This is a genomic window from Kineococcus lubricus (genome assembly GCF_050871965.1).
Taxonomy (GTDB): Bacteria; Actinomycetota; Actinomycetes; order Actinomycetales; family Kineococcaceae; genus Kineococcus.
The window spans coordinates 22,188-37,181 of the sequence record NZ_JBJLSK010000018.1; the positions used below are offsets into that span (position 1 = coordinate 22,188).

Sequence of the window (14,994 nt, forward strand, 5' to 3'; positions counted from 1 at the left end):
CAGGCTAGAGCGGGGAGGGCCGTCAGGGCCGCAGGACGGTGATCCCGGCGGTGGTGGCGTCGGCGACCTCGGCCAGCGCCCGCGGCCCGGCCTCCAGCGGCAGTTCGCGCGTCACGAGGTCGGCCAGCGGGAACCGCCCGGACGTCACCAGGGCCAGCAGTCGCGGGTAGTCGTGGGCGGCCATGCCGTGGCTGCCGAGGACCTGCAGCTCACCGGCGATGACGAGGTCCATGGGGACGGCGGGCTTCCCGGCCGCCGCCGGGAGCAACCCGATCTGCACGTGCCGCCCGCGGCGGCGCAGCGACCGGACGGAGTTCTCGCACGTCACCGGCAGGCCCACGGCGTCGACCGAGACGTGCGCGCCGCCGCCGGTGAACTCCCGGACCGCCTCCACGGGGGAGTCGGCGACGGTGTGCTCGGCGCCGAACGCGCGGGCGAGGTCGCGGGCCGGGCCGGAGGGGTCGACGGCGACGACGCGGGCACCGGCCGCGGCGGCGATCGCGATCGCCGACAGCCCCACCCCGCCGGCGCCGTGGACCGCGACGAACTCCCCGGGCTTCACGGCGGCCACGTCGGTGACGGCGCGGAACGCGGTCGCGACCCGGCAGCCGAGGGCGGCGGCGGTCGCGGCGGGGAAACCGTCGGGCAGGGCCACGAGGTTCACGTCGGCGTGGTCGAGGGCGACGAGCTCGGCGAACGAGCCCCAGCCGGTGAAACCGGGCTGCGTCTGGTCGCGGCACACCTGCTGCGCCCCGGCGGCGCACTCGGGGCAGGTGCCGCAGGCGGTGACGAACGGCGTCGTCACGCGGTCCCCGACGCGCCAGCCCCGCACGTCGGCACCCACCGCGGCGACCGTCCCGGCGAGCTCGTGCCCGGGGACGTGGGGGAGGGTCACGTCGTCGTCGTGGCCCTGCCAGGCGTGCCAGTCGCTGCGGCACACCCCGGTCGCCTCGACCGCGACGACGACGCCGTGCGGGGCGGGCGCGGGGTCCTCGACACCGGCCAGGACGGGGGTGCCGCCGAACTCGGTGACGAGGACCGCGCGCATCAGCCCTCGTCCAGCACCGAGACGAGGGCGGAGGCGTCGCCCACGTAGTCGCCCGGCGTCAGCTGCGCCAGCCGCTCGGCCTCACCCTCGGGCAGACCCAGACCGGCCACGAACTCCTGGAGCCTGACCTGGTCGACCTTGCGGCCGCGGGTGAGTTCCTTGAGGCGCTCGTAGGGTTCGGGCAGGCCGTGGACGCGCATGACGGACTGGACGGCCTCGCCGAGCACCTCCCAGTTCTGGTCCAGGTCGGCGGCCAGCGCGGCCGGGACCGCGTCGAGGCCGGCGAGCCCGCGCTGGGCGTTCTCGATGGCCAGCAGGGAGTGCCCGAACGCGACACCGATGTTGCGCTGCATCGAGGAGTCGGTGAGGTCGCGCTGCATCCGCGACGTCGTGAGGGTCTCCTCCAGGACGCGGAACAGGCCGCCGGAGACCTCCAGGTTCGCCTCGGCGTTCTCGAACCGGATCGGGTTCACCTTGTGCGGCATCGTGGAGGAACCCACGGTGCCCTGGCCGCGCACCTGCGCGAAGAAACCGTAGGAGATGTACGTCCAGACGTCGGTGCACAGGTTGTGCAGGACCCGGCCGAAGCGCGCGACGTCGGCGTACAGCTCGGCCTGCCAGTCGTGCGACTCGATCTGCGTGGTCAGCGGGTTCCAGGTCAGGCCCAGGCCGGTGACGAACTCGCGGGAGACGGCGGGCCAGTCGGTGCCGGGGACGGCGGCGCGGTGCGCGGCGTACGTGCCGGTGGCGCCGTTGAACTTGCCCAGGTACTCGGCGCGGCCGATGCGGGTCAGCTGCCGCTTGAGGCGGTGGGCGAGGACGGCGAGTTCCTTGCCGAGGGTCGTCGGCGTCGCGGGCTGGCCGTGGGTGCGCGAGAGCATCGGCAGGTCGCGCAGGTCGTGCGCCATGCGGGACACGTCGTCGACCAGGCTCGCGGCGGCCGGCGCCCACACCTGCTGCACGGCGTCGCGGACCATGAGCGCGTAGGACAGGTTGTTGATGTCCTCGCTGGTGCAGAACAGGTGGGTCAGCTCGGCGACGTCGGCCAGCGAGGTGCCTTCGAGGCGGCGCTTGATCCAGTACTCGACGGCCTTGACGTCGTGGACGGTGACGCGCTCGATCTCGCCGAGCTCGGTGACGGCGGCGGCGTCGAAGCGCAGCGGCAGTTCGCGCAGGAACGCGATCTCGTCGCCGGTGAGGCGGCGCACGCCCGGGACGACGTCGTGGGTGCCGAGGAACACCAGCCACTCGACCTCGACGTGGATGCGGCGCCGGTTCAGCGCCGCCTCGGACAGGTGCTCGGCCAGCGGCGCGACGGACCGGCGGTACCGGCCGTCGAGCGGGCCGAGCGCGGGTTCTCCGAGGCTGGCGGGGGCGGTGAGGGCAACGGCCGGGTCGGTCACGTGCCTCATGGTCCCACGCCCCCGCAGCCGGTCAGGTCTCCTCGACGGAGGACTCCTTGTGGGCCGCTTCCTTGCCGGACTTGTCGCTCTCCACGATGACCTGGGGGTCGTCCTCGGAGGCCTTGCGGTGCTTGCCGTACAGCTCGAAGTCGTCGGTCTTGCGGTCGGTCACCTTCCCCTCGGTCGTGCCCTGGGAGGTGTTCCACTCGACGTGGTCGCCCTTCTTCACCATGCCCCCAGCCTGCGCCGGGACGCGGGGGTGCGCACGTCAGGGCAGCGGCGTGCGGCGCAGCACCGGCTCCCCGGCGCGCGCGGGGTCCAGCGCGACGGGCGAGCGCAGCAGGCCCGCGCCGCGGGCCAGCGCGCCGTCGGTGGTGGGGGTGCAGCGCAGCCCCCCGCGCCCGCGCAGCGCCCGGTGCGCGCCCGGGGCGACGACGCGGTCCATCCACGCGCACGGGTTCGCGGGCCGCCCGCCGTGGAGGGTGACGGTGCCGGCCGCCGTCACGACGTCGAAGTCGTGACCGCGCAGCGGGTCCAGCTCGACCCCGCGCACGACGACGTTGCGCCGGGCCAGCAGCGGGTCGGGCAGCGCGCCGAGCTCGAGGTCGCGGGCCACGCCCTCCCACGCCTCGATCGCCAGGAACGTCACCGCCGCGTCCATGTGCGCGGCCTTGCCGAAGAACCGGTCCCCGCGGATCCCCTTGCGCGCCACCACGTCCACGACGTCGGGGGTGTGCGTGACGACGTCGGCGGCGCCGTCGCGGGGACGGCCGAAGTAGGCGTGCTCGGGGGAGACGAGCAGGTGCAGGACCTCGATCGGGTACTCGTGCATCACAGCGCCAGGGTGTCGCGGGCGGCGCGGACCGCCTGCCCGGCGTACCCGCCGCCGAACAGCACGGTGTGCACCAGCAGCGGGTGCAGCTGGTGCAGCGGGACCCGCCGCCGCCACCCGGGCGGCAGCGGCCCCGCCTCGGCGCGGGCGTCCAGCACCCGGTCCAGGTGCGGCAGCCCGAACAGCGCCAGCATCGCCAGGTCCGTCTCGGGGTGCCCGCCGTGCGCGGCGGGGTCGATGAGAACCACCCCCCGCGGCGACCACAGCACGTTGCCCGACCACAGGTCCCCGTGCAGGCGGGCCGGTGCGGTCACCGCACCGGGGACCTCGCCCGCCGCGAGGCGGTCGCAGACGGCGTCGAACAGCGCCACGTCCGCGGCGCTGAGGGTCCCGGCGTCGCGGGCCGCCCGCACGTACGGGCGCACCCGCAGCTCGGCGTAGAAGACCCCCCACGGCTGCGGCGAGGTGGCCGACGGCAGCTCCAGCGCCCCGATCCGGCCGGGACCGTCGACCCCGGGCGGGGGCGCCCCGAAGCGGTCGGCGCCCGCGGCGTGGGTGCGGGCCAGGTCGCGGCCGAACGCCTCCGCCGCGGCCGCGGTGGGCGCGGTCCGCTCGATCCGGGGCAGCAGCAGCCCCTCGTCGTCGGCCCGCAGCACCGGGCAGACCGCGACGCCACCGGCCTGCGCGAGCCACCGCAACCCGGCGGCCTCGAGGCGGGCGTGCGGTCCCCGCTTGAGGAACGTCTCGCTCACCGGCCCATCCTCGCGGTGCCGGCGACGGGCCGCAGGCGGCGCCGGGGTCTCCACAGGCCCCCGCGGGCCGTCACCGGTCCACAGCCGCCGGGCGGGCTCCGGGGCGGGCGGGGCCGGCGACCTAGCGTCGCCGGGCAGTCCCACCCCACGCTCAGGAGGTCGTCCCGATGGATCCCGTCCAGACCCACGTGGAGGCGCTGGCGCGCCGCGTGGCCGCCGAGGCCGACGACGTGCACGGCGCGCGCCGGCAGCTGCTGGCCACCGGCGACGTCGACTGGTCCGGCACCGGGGCCGCGCGGTTCCGCGCGCGGCTGGACGGCACCGGCCACCGGGTCGGGGCGCTGGCCCTGGCCTGCGCGGAGGCCGCGGACGGCCTGCGCGCCCACGCCCGCGCCCACGCCACGGCGCCGGTGCAGCCGTGAGCACCCGGCTGACGATCGACTCGGGTCTGGCCGTCGACCCCGACCAGCTCGACGCGGTCGCCGTCCGGCTCGCGGGGGTCGCGGCGACCTGCGCGGACGCCGGGCTGACCGCCGCGCTGGCCGCGGCCGACCCGGTGCTGGCGCTCAGCGCCGTCGCGGCCCCGGCCACCGCCGCCCGTGCCGTGCACGACCTGGCCCGCGTGGTCGCCGGGGCGGGGTCGGCCGCGGCGGTCGCCGCGGAGGTGCTGGCCCTGGCGGGGCAGGTGGAGGTGGCCGCGCTGCGGTACCGGGCCGGGGACGAGGTGGCCGACGCGGTGGTGGCGCTGGCCCGGCGCGCGGTCGCCGAGGCCGTGGTCGCGGCGGCGCCGCAGATCGCGGGGGTCGCCGCCACGGTCGTCGCGGCCGACGTCGCCCACCGCGTCCAGGAGGCGGCCCACCGGGTGCTGGCCACGGCCGCCGGGCAGGCGCTGCACGGCGAGGTCGACCTGTCCGTGCTGGGCCGGATCGCCGAGGCGGAGGCCAGGGCGGTGCCGCGGCGGGTCGCCGACGACGTCGCGGGCGTCGGCCGGTTCCTGGCGGGGCACCCGGAGGTCGTGGAGGAGCTCGTCGCGCTCACGCCCGACCTCCTGGCGGCGGCGGACCTGCCCGCTCCCCGGACCGTCGCCGGGGTCGCGGGGGCGCTCACGTCGCTGGGGGCGGTCACGCCGCTGTTCCGGGAGACGGCGGTGCGGGTGACGCCCGTGGCGCAGGCGCGGGCCACGCCGAGCCGCCCGCCGCGGGGGTTCGCGGAGGTCCTCGACGGGGTGGCGCACCAGTCGACCGGGTACACGGCGGCGGCGGGCTCGGTGGGCGGGCGGCTCGCCCCGGCGGGCACCCCGCCCCCGGGCGGGATCCGGCTGGAGCGCGTCACCCAGGCCGACGGCCGCGTCGGGTGGGTCGTGGAGATCCCCGGCACCCAGGACTGGACGCCGCTGCCGGCCTCGACGACCACCCCGATGGACCTGACGACGAACCTGCGGGCCGTGGCCGGGCAGCCGACCGCGACGGGCGCGGCGGTCGTGGCGGCCCTGCGGCAGGCCGGGGTGGGGGCGGGCGAGCCGGTGCTGCTGGCCGGGCACAGCCAGGGCGGCCTGACCGCGGCGTCGCTGGCCGCCGACCCGGCCGTGCGCGCCGAGTTCCACGTCACCCACCTCCTGACGGCCGGGTCGCCGGTCGACGGGATCGCGGTGCCCGAGGGGGTGCGGACGGTCTCGTTCGAGCACACCGGGGACGTCGTGCCCGCGCTGGACGGGCAGGCGGCGGCCGGGTCGGCCGGGCGCACGGTGGTCTCGCGGGACGTGGGGGACGACCCACGGGTGGCGGCCGACCCGCTGCTGGCCCACGGGTGGTCGGGCTACCGGCGGACCGCGGCGCTGGCCGACGCCTCCGACGACCCCGCGCTGCGGGCGTTCCGGGAGTCCGGCAGCGCCTTCTTCGACGCTCCCGGGGCCCGGGTCGACGTGTTCGACTACCGCGCCGAGAGGGTGCCCTGACGGGCGGTGGCGGCGGCGGTGGCGGTGGCGCGCGGCGTCTGCCCCCACCGTTCGGCGTGGGCGGCGAGCGCCGGGGTCGAGGCCCCGTGGGCCTGCACCCCGGTGCCGACCAGGTGGAGGCCGGGCGCGGGCGTGGCGGCACCGAGCTCGGACCGGACGGGTTCGAGCAGCAGGACGGGGGTGGCGACGTCGAGGGCCTGCGCGACGGGGCCACCACCGGGCAGTTCACCGGTGGCGACGGCGGCCGTGCGCAGGGCCGGGGTCACCGGGCGTGGTCGCGGGGGGTGAGTGTGCGGAAGCCGGAGGAGTGCCACACGAGGGGTTCGGTGTCGGGGGCGGTGCCGGAGGCGTGGACCTCGAGCAGGACGACGTCGTGGTCGCCGGCGGGGAACTCGGAGTGGATGGACGCCTCGATCCAGACGGGGGCGCCGTGGATGAAGTGGGCGCCGGAGGCGGTGGTGGTGGTGTCGATGCCGGCGAAGCGGTCGGCGGCCTTGGAGGCGAGCTGGCGGGCGGCGAGGTCGTGGGCCTCGCCGAGGACGGAGACGCCGATGCGCGGGGCCGTCTTGAGCCGGGGCCAGCTGGTGGAGGTGTGCTGGACGGCGAACAGGACGAGCGGGGGGGCCAGGGAGATGCCGACCTGGAAGGAGGAGGCGACGAGGACGACGGGTTCGCCCTCGACGACGGCGGACAGCGCCGCGACGCCGGTGGGGAACAGCGCGAAGGTGGTGCGCAGCGCCATCGGGTCGGCCTCGACGGCGACGAGCTCGGGCGGGGTGGTGTCGGTCACGGTCGGGCCTCCAGCCGGTGGGGACGTGGCGTCAGAGTCAACCGCACGCCGTCGCCGCGGCTTCCGCCGAGGTGACCGGTGTCTCAGCGGCGCGGTCCGTACGCTGGCGCGCATGACGATCCCCAGCACCCCCCCGGCCCCGCGGTTGCGGGCCAACATGGCCAAGGTCCCGGCGTACGTCGCGGGGAAGCCGGCCGTGGCCCGGGAGGGCCTGGAGGTCTTCAAGCTGTCCTCGAACGAGAACCCGTACCCGCCGCTGCCGAGCGTCCTGACCGCGATCGCGCGGGCCGCCGCGACCGTGAACCGCTACCCGGACCCGGCGGCCACCGGGATGGTCGCGGCGATCGCGGACGCGTGGGGGGTGGCCCCGGGGAACCTCGCGGCCGCGACGGGCAGCGTGCGGCTGCTGGCGCAGCTGGCGGAGATCACCTGCGCCCCGGGCGACGAGGTCGTCTACGCGTGGCGGTCCTTCGAGGCGTACCCGATCACGGTCGCCATCTCCGACGCGGTGCCCGTCGAGGTGCCCCTGACGGCCGGGGCGCGGCACGACCTGCCGGCGATGCTCGCCGCGATCACCGACCGGACGCGGCTGGTGGTCCTGTGCTCGCCGAACAACCCGACCGGCCCGGCGCTGCGCCGCGACGAGCTGACGGACTTCCTCGCGCAGGTCCCCGGGGACGTCCTGGTCGTCCTGGACGAGGCCTACCGCGAGTTCGTCGACGACCCCGAGGTGCCGGACGGCCTCGACGTCTTCCGCGCGCACCCGAACGTCGTGGTGCTGCGGACCTTCTCGAAGGCCTACGGGCTGGCGGGTCTGCGGGTGGGCGTCGCGGTGGCGCACCCGGAGGTGGCGGGCACGCTGCGCAAGGCCGCGACGCCCTTCGGGGTGTCGGCCATCGCCCAGGCCGCGGTCGTCGCCTCGTTGCAGACCGCGGCCGAGGCGGAGCTGATGGACCGGGTCGCGGGGATCGTCGCCGAGCGCCGGGTGCTGGTGGAGGGTCTGCGCGCGCAGGGCTGGGACGTCCCGGACGCGCAGGGCAACTTCTTCTGGCTGCCGGTGGGGGAGCGGGCGGTGGAGCTGGCGGAGGCGTTCGGGGCCGAGGGGCTGGTCGTGCGGGCCTTCGCGGGGTCGGGGGTGCGGGTGACGGTGGCCGAGCCGGCGGCGAACGCGCGGTTCCTGCAGGTGGCGGCCGGGCTGGTCCGGTAGTCCTCCCCCGCGTGGGTGGTTCACAACCTACGGTCCCGTAACGTACGCTCGCGTCACCTACGGAACCGTAGGTTGGTGGCGGGCGTCGGAGCGCCCGTCCCCGACGCCCGACGGAGGAAGAGTACGTGACGGACACGGCGGCCGGCCCGGTACGGACCCCCCAGCACGCTCCCGCACCCGGGTCCTGCGCCCCGGAGGGCATGGTCCAGCTCCTGGACCGCCACGGGGTCCGGCACCCCCACCCCGAGCACGACGTCCACCTCACCGGCGCCGAGCTGCTCGACCTGTACCGCGACATGGTCCTGCTGCGCCGCTTCGACGACGAGGCCGAAGCCCTCCAGCGCAAGGGCCAGCTCGGCCTGTGGGTCGGCAGCCGCGGCCAGGAGGCCGCCCAGGTCGGCGCGGGCCGCGCCACCCGCCGCCAGGACCACGTCTTCCCCAGCTACCGCGACCACGGCGCCGTCCTGGCCCGCGGCATCGACCCGCTGCACATCCTGAGCATCTTCCGCGGCGTCGACCACGGCGGCTGGGACCCGGTCGCCACCGGCGTCCACCCGTACACCCTCGTCATCGCGGCGCAGATGCTGCCGGCCGTCGGGTACGGCATGGGCGTGCAGCGCGACGGGGCCGTCGGCACCGGCGACCCCGACCGCGACACCGCCGTCATCACGTACTTCGGCGACGGGGCGACGTCCCAGGGCGAGGCCGCCGAGGCCCTGAGCTGGGCGTCGGTCTACAACGCCCCGGTCGTCTTCTTCTGCCAGAACAACCAGTGGGCCATCTCCGAGCCGGTGTCCCGGCAGTCGTCCGTCCCGCTGCACCGGCGCGCCGAGGGGGTGGGGATGCCCGGCGTCCTCGTCGACGGCAACGACGTCCTGGCCGTCCTGGCGGTCACCCGCGCGGCGATGGAACGCGCCCGCACCGGCGGCGGCCCCACCTTCGTCGAGGCGTTCACCTTCCGGATGGGCGCCCACACCACCTCCGACGACCCGACGCGCTACCGGCTCGCCGCCGAGGTCGACGCCTGGCGCGAGAAGGACCCGATCGACCGGTTCCGCACGTACCTGCGCGCACAGGGCGTCCTCGACGACGACGCCGAGGCGCAGCTCGCGGCGGACAGCGACGCGCTCGCCGAACGGGTCCGGGCCGGGGTCCCGGCGATGACCGACCCGGACCCGGTCTCCATGTTCGACCACGCCTACGCAGAACCCCACCCGCAGGTCCTCGCCGAGCGCGACGAGTTCCTCGCGGCGTGGGAGCAGCACGACGCCGACCTTCGACACGACGCCCACGCTGGAGGGGTTGCCTGATGGAACAGATGGCGATCGGCAAGGCGATCAACGCCGGCCTGCGCGCGGCCCTGGACCGCGACCCGCGCGTCCTGCTCATGGGTGAGGACATCGGCGCCCTGGGCGGGGTGTTCCGCGTGACCGACGGCCTGCAGAAGGACTTCGGCGAGGACCGCGTCCTGGACACGCCGCTGGCCGAGGCCGGGATCGTCGGCACCGCGCTCGGCATGGCGCTGCGCGGGTACCGGCCGGTGTGCGAGATCCAGTTCAACGGTTTCGTGTACCCGGCGTTCAACCAGATCACCACCCAGCTCGCCAAGCTGCGAGCCCGTTCCGGCGGGCGGCTCGCCGTCCCCGTCGTGATCCGCATCCCCAGCGGCGGCGGCATCGGGTCGGTGGAGCACCACTCCGAGAGCCCCGAGGTCCTGTTCGCGCACACCGCCGGGCTGCGGGTCGTCGCGCCCAGCAACGCGCACGACGCCTACTGGATGATCCAGCAGTCCATCGCCTCCGCCGACCCGGTGCTGTTCCTCGAACCCGAGCGCCGCTACTGGCAGAAGGGCGACGTCGACACCGACCTCGGCCCCGGGCAGGTGACGCCGCTGCACAAGGCGCGGGTCCTGCGCGCGGGCACCGACGCGACGGTCGTCGCCTACGGCCCGACGACGCAGCTGGCCCTGGACGCCGCCCGCGCCGCGGCCGAGGACGGGACCGAGCTGGAGGTGATCGACCTGCGCTCGATCTCCCCCCTGGACGTGGACACCGTCGCGGAGTCGGTGCGCCGCACCGGCCGGCTGATCGCGGTGTCGGAGGCCCCGACGTTCCACGGGCCGATGTCCGAGGTCGCCGCGCGCATCCAGGAGTCGTGCTTCTACTCCCTGGAGGCCCCGGTGAAGCGGGTCGGCGGTTTCCACCTGCCGTACCCGGCGGCCCGCGTCGAGGAGCACTACCTGCCGTCGGTGGACCGCGTCCTGGACGCCGTCGAGCAGTCCCTCGCCGCCTGACGCCCCGCCCGACGACCCCGCCCGAAGACCCGCCCGAAACCCCTAGGAACGAGAAGGACTCCGTTGAACCAGCGGTTCGCCCTGCCCGACGTCGGTGAAGGACTCACCGAGGCCGAGATCGTCGCCTGGAAGGTGAAGCCCGGCGACGCGGTCGCCGTGAACGACGTCCTCGTCGAGATCGAGACCGCGAAGTCGCTCGTGGAACTGCCGAGCCCGTGGGCGGGGACGGTGAGCGAGCTCCTCGTCGCCGAGGGGGACACCGTCGACGTCGGGACGCACATCGTCGTCGTGGACGACGGGACCGGCCGGACCGCCGAACCCGCTGCCCCGCAGAGCGAGGAGGGGTCCGGGGCCACGCTCGTGGGGTACGGGACGAAGGAGACCGCGCCCCGCCGCCGGCGCGGTGCGCCGGCGGCCGCCCCCGTGCGGGAACCCGCACCGGCTCCCGCCGCGGAACCCGCCCCGGAACCCGCCGTGGCGGCGCGGCCGCACGTCCTGGCCAAACCCCCCGTCCGCAAGCTCGCCCGCGACCTCGGCGTCGACCTGGCCTCGGCCCGCCCCACCGGCCCGGGCGGCACCGTGTCCCGCGCCGACGTCCTGGCCCTCGTCCCGGCGGCACCGGCCGAACCCGAGCGCCGGTTCGAGAAGCACGAGCGCGAGCGGCACGTCCCCATCCGCGGCGTCCGCAAGGCGACGGCGGCGGCGATGGTGGAGAGCGCGTTCTCCGCCCCGCACGTCACGGTGTTCACCACCGTCGACGCCACCCGCACGATGAAGCTCGTCCAGCGGCTCAAGGCCGATCCCGAGTACGCCGGGATCCGCGTCTCGCCGCTGCTGCTGGTGGCCAAGGCGTTGCTCGTCGCGGTGCGCCGGAACCCGGACATCAACTCGACCTGGGACGAGAAGAACCAGGTCATCGTCGTGAAGAACTACGTGAACCTCGGCATCGCCGTGGCGACCCCGCGGGGCCTGCTGGTCCCGAACGTCAAGGACGCCGACGAGATGTCCCTCAAGGACCTCGCGATCCACCTCAACGACCTGGCCCTCACCGCGCGCGAGGGCAAGGCCAAACCCCGGGACCTGGCCGAGGGCACGATCACGATCACGAACGTGGGGACGTTCGGGATCGAGACCGGGACGCCGATCCTGAACCCGGGGGAGGCGGCGATCCTGGCCGTCGGGAAGATCGCGCAGCGGCCGTGGGTGCACAAGGGCAAGATCAAGCCCCGGTACCTGGCGACGCTGAGCCTGTCGATCGACCACCGGATGCTGGATGGCGAGAGCGGTTCGCGGGCGCTGGCCGACATCGCCGCGGTGCTGGAGGACCCCGCCCGCGCGCTCACCTGGAGCTGAGGCGACCCCCTTCCGGGGGCTTCTCACGGCTGCCGCACAGGGTCTACTGTGCGGCGCCGTAGGTAGCCCTGAGGCTCCCCGGAGGAGATCGCAATGACGCACCGGCTCCGCTCAGCAGCACTCGTCCTCGCCGCCGCCACCACCACGTCGCTGGCCCTGGCCGTTCCCGCGCACGCCGCCCCCGGTTCCGGCCCCGGGGGCGTGACCGTGATCGCGCAGGGGCTGGACGACCCGTTCGGCCTGGCGTCCGAGAACGGCAGGTTCTACGTCGCCGAGAGTTCCGCCGGCGAGATCAGCGGGATCATCCCCGGTGGCACCCCGTCGGTCCGGCTCGCCGGCTTCGCCGGGCCCTCCGGCGTCGACCGCCGCGACGGCACGCTCTACGTCGTCACCGGCGAGGCGCAGCAGCCCGGCGCGTCCGGCGGGTCGCTGCTGTGGTCCTCCCGGCGCGGGGAACCGCGCCGCGTCCTGGCCGACCTGATGGCGTACGAGCTGGCGAACAACCCCGACGGCCAGCGGCAGTTCGGCGACGACGGCGCCCCGCTGGACGCCCTGAGCAACCCCTTCGCCGTCCTGGCCGGCCGGGGAGGGGACGCCAGGGTGTTCGTCGCCGACGCGGGGGCGAACGCCGTCCTGGCCGTCGGCCCCTCCGGCCGGGTGAGCACCTTCTTCGTCCCGCCGGTCGTGACGACGGGCGCCTGCGAGGGGGTGCCGAACAACGACCCGGAGCACACCGGCTGCGACTCCGTCCCCACGGGCCTGGCGTGGGGTCCGGACGGGCACCTGTACGTGTCGACCCTGTCCGGTGAGGCCCCCGGGGAGGGGCGCGTGTACGCGCTCGACGCCGGTGACGGGTCGGTCGTGGACGAGGTCAGCGGGTTCACCGCACCGACCGGGGTGGCCGTCGGCGACGACGGGACGGTGTTCGTCTCCGAGCTGCTGGAGGGAGCCCCGGCCGGTGACGGCCCGCCGCCGCCGGACTTCGACCCGGCGAGCGTGGGCCGGATCGTGGCGGTGGCCCCGGACGGGAGCCGGTCGGCGGCGCAGGTCGCGATGCCGCTGGGGCTGCGCTTCACCGGCGGGCACCTGTACTCGACGGCGTTCAGCGTCGCCGGGTTGTTCCTCGGTCAGCCCGGGCTCGGGCAGGTCGTCCGCGTCGACGACTCGGCGTTCGCGCCGCTGGACGACCCCGCCAGCTGACACCACGGGGACGCCGGGGGTCCGGCTCGTGGACGCGTCGCGCCGAACCCGTCGGCGCGAGGCGTCCACGAGCCGAACCCTGAGCCGAACCCCTGAGCCGGCCCCCGGTCCGAGCCGGGGTGGGGCGGTCAGAGCGGCCGGATGCCGAACGCGTCGGCCAGTTCCTGGATCCGGCGGGCGCGGCCCAGGCGGGGCAGGTCGGAGCCGTCGCGCACGACGCCGCCGCTGCGCTCGAAGTCGGCGATGAAGTCCCGCGCCCAGGTGGCGTCGGAGACGTTCGGGCTCATGACCTCGTTGATGACGTAGGCCTGCTCGGCGTCGAGGCAGAGCTTGCCCATCATGCCCATCGCCACGCCGACGCCGGAGGCCTCCCGCAGCTCGGGGTGGCCGCCACCGGTGGTGGGGCCGTCGATCGGGCCGGGGAGCTTGCCGATGGCGCTGGCCACGACGAGCTTGGTGCGCGGGTAGGCCATCGCCATGTCCTCGGCGCTGGCGCCGGTGTCGCGGCGGTAGTCGCCGGACCCGAAGGCGAGGCGGAAGGTGCCCTTGGCGCAGGCGATCTCGCGGGCGGCCTCGATGCCGAGGGCGGACTCGCACAGGGCGACGACGGGGACGGAACCGCCGAGGGCGTGCCAGGTGGCCTCGACCTGCTCACCGGCCTCGGTCTTGGCGAGCATCACGCCGAGCAGGTTCGGGACGCCCTTGAGGGCGTCGACGTCGTCGCGCCAGTGGGGGGTGGTGACGTCGTTGATGCGCACGAAGGCCCGGCCGCCGGCGGCCAGCCACTCGATCGACTCCGCGCGGGCGGAGTCCTTGCGGCTGGGGTCGACGGCGTCCTCGACGTCGAGGACGACCTGGTCGGCCCGCGAGCGCGCGGCGACGTCGAACAGGTCGGTCCGGGTGGCGTTCACCAGCAGCCAGGTGCGGGCGTACCGGGGCTCGACGAGGTGGACCTCGCGTTCGGTGGTCATGGCAGACGACCGTAGCGCCCGCCGGGGCGCGGGAACGGCCGTGGCGGGTCGCAGTGGCACGTCTCACGTCCGGCCCGGGACCGGCGGGAGGCGTTGCGGCGGACGAGGTTCACGCCTCGTGCGTGCGAAGGCGACCGCCCGCCGCACCGGAACGCGAAGATCTGCGTTTCTTCCGGTGCGACGGGCGGGATCGCGGGGTTCAGCGGCGACGCGGCGCGCGGTTCTCCGAGCCGATCAGCCAGGCCTGCTTCTCCAGGCCGAGGATGAAGCCGTGCAGCAGGTCGGCGGTCGAGGGGTCCTCGGCGTCGATCGGGTCGTGCACGCGGCGGATGGTGTCGACGGTGCGGCGGACCATCGCGACGATCGCCTCGGTGGCGGCGGTGGTGGAGATCTCGTCGGCGCCGAAGTCGCCGATGGTCGTGGTCGCGGCGACGGTGGCCGGGCGGGCGTCGGGCACCCCGCCGACGGCGCGCATGCGCTCGGCGGCCTCGTCGGCGTAGCCGCGGGCGGCCTCGATGAGCTCGTCGAGCTGGAGGTGCAGGTCGCGGAAGTTGGTCCCGACGATGTTCCAGTGGGCCTGCTTGCCCTGCAGGTGCAGCGCGGTGAGGTCGACGAGGACCTCCTGCAGGCCGCTGTTGAGGCGGGAGCTGGCGCCGAACCCGGCGACCTCCTCCTGGGTGAGGCCGGCGGTCTTGACGTCGTCGATGGTGGTCACGCGTTCCTCCTGGGGTGTTCTGCGGTGGTGGTCTCGGTGTCGGGGGTGGCTGCGCAGGTGGTGCACAGCCCCCACCAGGTGATGTCGGCGTGCTCGACGACCGGGAAGCCGGGGGTCGACGCCGGGGTCAGGCAGGCCGCCGATCCGACGGCGCAGGGGACGTCCTGCACGGACCCGCACCCGCGGCAGACGATGTGGTGGTGGTTGTCGCCCACCGTCGTCTCGTAGCGGGGGGCGGAACCGGCGGGCTGGATGCTGCGCAGGACGCCGGCCCCGGTGAGGTCCTCGAGGACGTTGTAGAGGCTCTGCCGGGACAGGTGGTGGCCGGCGGTCCGGAGCAGTTCGCCCAGACCGGCGGCCGTCTCGTGGGGGTGGTCCTCCAAGGCCTGCAGGACCGATCGGCGGGGGGCGGTGCTGCGCAGACCGGCGGCGCGCAGCAGCTCCTCGCTCTCGGTGTGGTCCAGCGGGCTCATGAC

Annotated in this window: 17 protein-coding genes; 7 read left to right on the forward strand and 10 right to left on the reverse strand. The window is 75.5% G+C overall.

Going from position 1 to position 14,994, the window contains the following annotated elements; all coding sequences use genetic code 11:
* Nucleotides 1-22: 22 nt before the first annotated feature.
* From ACRYRX_RS14815 to ACRYRX_RS14835, 5 genes are read right to left on the reverse strand one after another with little or no spacing between them, the layout of a single operon-like run.
* Nucleotides 23-1,048: an alcohol dehydrogenase catalytic domain-containing protein gene (locus ACRYRX_RS14815; RefSeq protein ID WP_432512943.1), complete on the reverse strand. Its 1,026-nt coding sequence runs from the start codon at nt 1,046-1,048 to the stop codon at nt 23-25.
* Nucleotides 1,048-2,460, reverse strand: a complete 1,413-nt coding sequence (gene purB, locus ACRYRX_RS14820; protein ID WP_432512945.1) for an adenylosuccinate lyase — start codon at nt 2,458-2,460, stop codon at nt 1,048-1,050. The genes ACRYRX_RS14815 and purB overlap by 1 nt, the downstream gene beginning before the upstream one ends.
* Nucleotides 2,461-2,482: 22 nt before the next feature.
* Nucleotides 2,483-2,683, reverse strand: a complete 201-nt coding sequence (locus ACRYRX_RS14825) for a hypervirulence associated TUDOR domain-containing protein (RefSeq protein ID WP_432512947.1) — start codon at nt 2,681-2,683, stop codon at nt 2,483-2,485.
* Between the two features lie 36 nt (nt 2,684-2,719).
* Complete coding sequence (locus tag ACRYRX_RS14830) at nt 2,720-3,283, reverse strand: molybdenum cofactor biosysynthesis protein (protein ID WP_432513071.1); 564 nt, start codon at nt 3,281-3,283, stop codon at nt 2,720-2,722.
* A complete protein-coding gene (locus ACRYRX_RS14835) occupies nt 3,283-4,035 on the reverse strand; it encodes a fructosamine kinase family protein (protein ID WP_432512948.1) in 753 nt (250 codons plus the stop codon). The genes ACRYRX_RS14830 and ACRYRX_RS14835 overlap by 1 nt, the downstream gene beginning before the upstream one ends.
* Nucleotides 4,036-4,202: 167 nt before the next feature.
* On the opposite strand from ACRYRX_RS14835, the gene ACRYRX_RS14840 reads away from it, so the two are divergent.
* Together ACRYRX_RS14840 and ACRYRX_RS14845 are read left to right on the forward strand one after the other, a co-directional pair.
* The gene (locus ACRYRX_RS14840) at nt 4,203-4,457 is read left to right on the forward strand and encodes a hypothetical protein (protein ID WP_432512949.1); all 255 of its coding nucleotides are present in this window, start codon (nt 4,203-4,205) and stop codon (nt 4,455-4,457) included.
* Nucleotides 4,454-5,989, forward strand: coding sequence for a hypothetical protein (locus ACRYRX_RS14845; protein WP_432512951.1), 1,536 nt, complete (start codon nt 4,454-4,456; stop codon nt 5,987-5,989). The genes ACRYRX_RS14840 and ACRYRX_RS14845 overlap by 4 nt, the downstream gene beginning before the upstream one ends.
* Here ACRYRX_RS14845 and ACRYRX_RS14850 read toward each other — a convergent pair.
* Together ACRYRX_RS14850 and ACRYRX_RS14855 are read right to left on the reverse strand one after the other, a co-directional pair.
* Nucleotides 5,965-6,255: a hypothetical protein gene (locus ACRYRX_RS14850; RefSeq protein ID WP_432512952.1), complete on the reverse strand. Its 291-nt coding sequence runs from the start codon at nt 6,253-6,255 to the stop codon at nt 5,965-5,967. The genes ACRYRX_RS14845 and ACRYRX_RS14850 overlap by 25 nt on opposite strands.
* A complete protein-coding gene (locus tag ACRYRX_RS14855; RefSeq protein ID WP_432513073.1) occupies nt 6,252-6,731 on the reverse strand; it encodes a flavin reductase family protein in 480 nt (159 codons plus the stop codon). Before ACRYRX_RS14855 ends, ACRYRX_RS14850 begins: the two co-directional genes overlap by 4 nt.
* A gap of 160 nt (nt 6,732-6,891) precedes the next feature.
* Here ACRYRX_RS14855 and hisC point away from each other — a divergent pair, with 160 nt between their 5' ends.
* The 5 genes from hisC to ACRYRX_RS14880 all read left to right on the forward strand — a co-directional run bounded on the left by hisC (nt 6,892) and on the right by ACRYRX_RS14880 (nt 12,832).
* The gene (hisC, locus tag ACRYRX_RS14860) at nt 6,892-7,986 is read left to right on the forward strand and encodes a histidinol-phosphate transaminase (RefSeq protein ID WP_432512953.1); all 1,095 of its coding nucleotides are present in this window, start codon (nt 6,892-6,894) and stop codon (nt 7,984-7,986) included.
* Between the two features lie 125 nt (nt 7,987-8,111).
* Entirely contained in the window at nt 8,112-9,296 is a 1,185-nt protein-coding gene (pdhA, locus tag ACRYRX_RS14865) for a pyruvate dehydrogenase (acetyl-transferring) E1 component subunit alpha (protein WP_432512955.1), read from the forward strand.
* Entirely contained in the window at nt 9,296-10,279 is a 984-nt protein-coding gene (locus ACRYRX_RS14870) for an alpha-ketoacid dehydrogenase subunit beta (protein WP_432512957.1), read from the forward strand. Before pdhA ends, ACRYRX_RS14870 begins: the two co-directional genes overlap by 1 nt.
* A 63-nt stretch (nt 10,280-10,342) precedes the next feature.
* Nucleotides 10,343-11,632 (forward strand): dihydrolipoamide acetyltransferase family protein, encoded by a 1,290-nt coding sequence (locus ACRYRX_RS14875; RefSeq protein WP_432512959.1) that lies wholly within the window; start codon nt 10,343-10,345, stop codon nt 11,630-11,632.
* 93 nt (nt 11,633-11,725) lie between these two features.
* Nucleotides 11,726-12,832: a ScyD/ScyE family protein gene (locus ACRYRX_RS14880; RefSeq protein ID WP_432512961.1), complete on the forward strand. Its 1,107-nt coding sequence runs from the start codon at nt 11,726-11,728 to the stop codon at nt 12,830-12,832.
* A gap of 128 nt (nt 12,833-12,960) precedes the next feature.
* On the opposite strand, the gene ACRYRX_RS14885 is transcribed toward ACRYRX_RS14880, so the two are convergent.
* The 3 genes from ACRYRX_RS14885 to ACRYRX_RS14895 form a co-directional block, all read right to left on the reverse strand.
* The gene (locus ACRYRX_RS14885) at nt 12,961-13,803 is read right to left on the reverse strand and encodes an HpcH/HpaI aldolase/citrate lyase family protein (RefSeq protein WP_432512962.1); all 843 of its coding nucleotides are present in this window, start codon (nt 13,801-13,803) and stop codon (nt 12,961-12,963) included.
* A 199-nt stretch (nt 13,804-14,002) separates the two neighbouring features.
* A complete protein-coding gene (locus ACRYRX_RS14890; protein WP_432512964.1) occupies nt 14,003-14,518 on the reverse strand; it encodes a Dps family protein in 516 nt (171 codons plus the stop codon).
* Nucleotides 14,515-14,991 carry a Fur family transcriptional regulator gene (locus tag ACRYRX_RS14895; RefSeq protein ID WP_432512965.1) on the reverse strand — a complete coding sequence of 159 codons (477 nt, stop codon included), beginning with the start codon at nt 14,989-14,991 and terminating at the stop codon, nt 14,515-14,517. Before ACRYRX_RS14895 ends, ACRYRX_RS14890 begins: the two co-directional genes overlap by 4 nt.
* Nucleotides 14,992-14,994 lie beyond the last annotated feature (3 nt).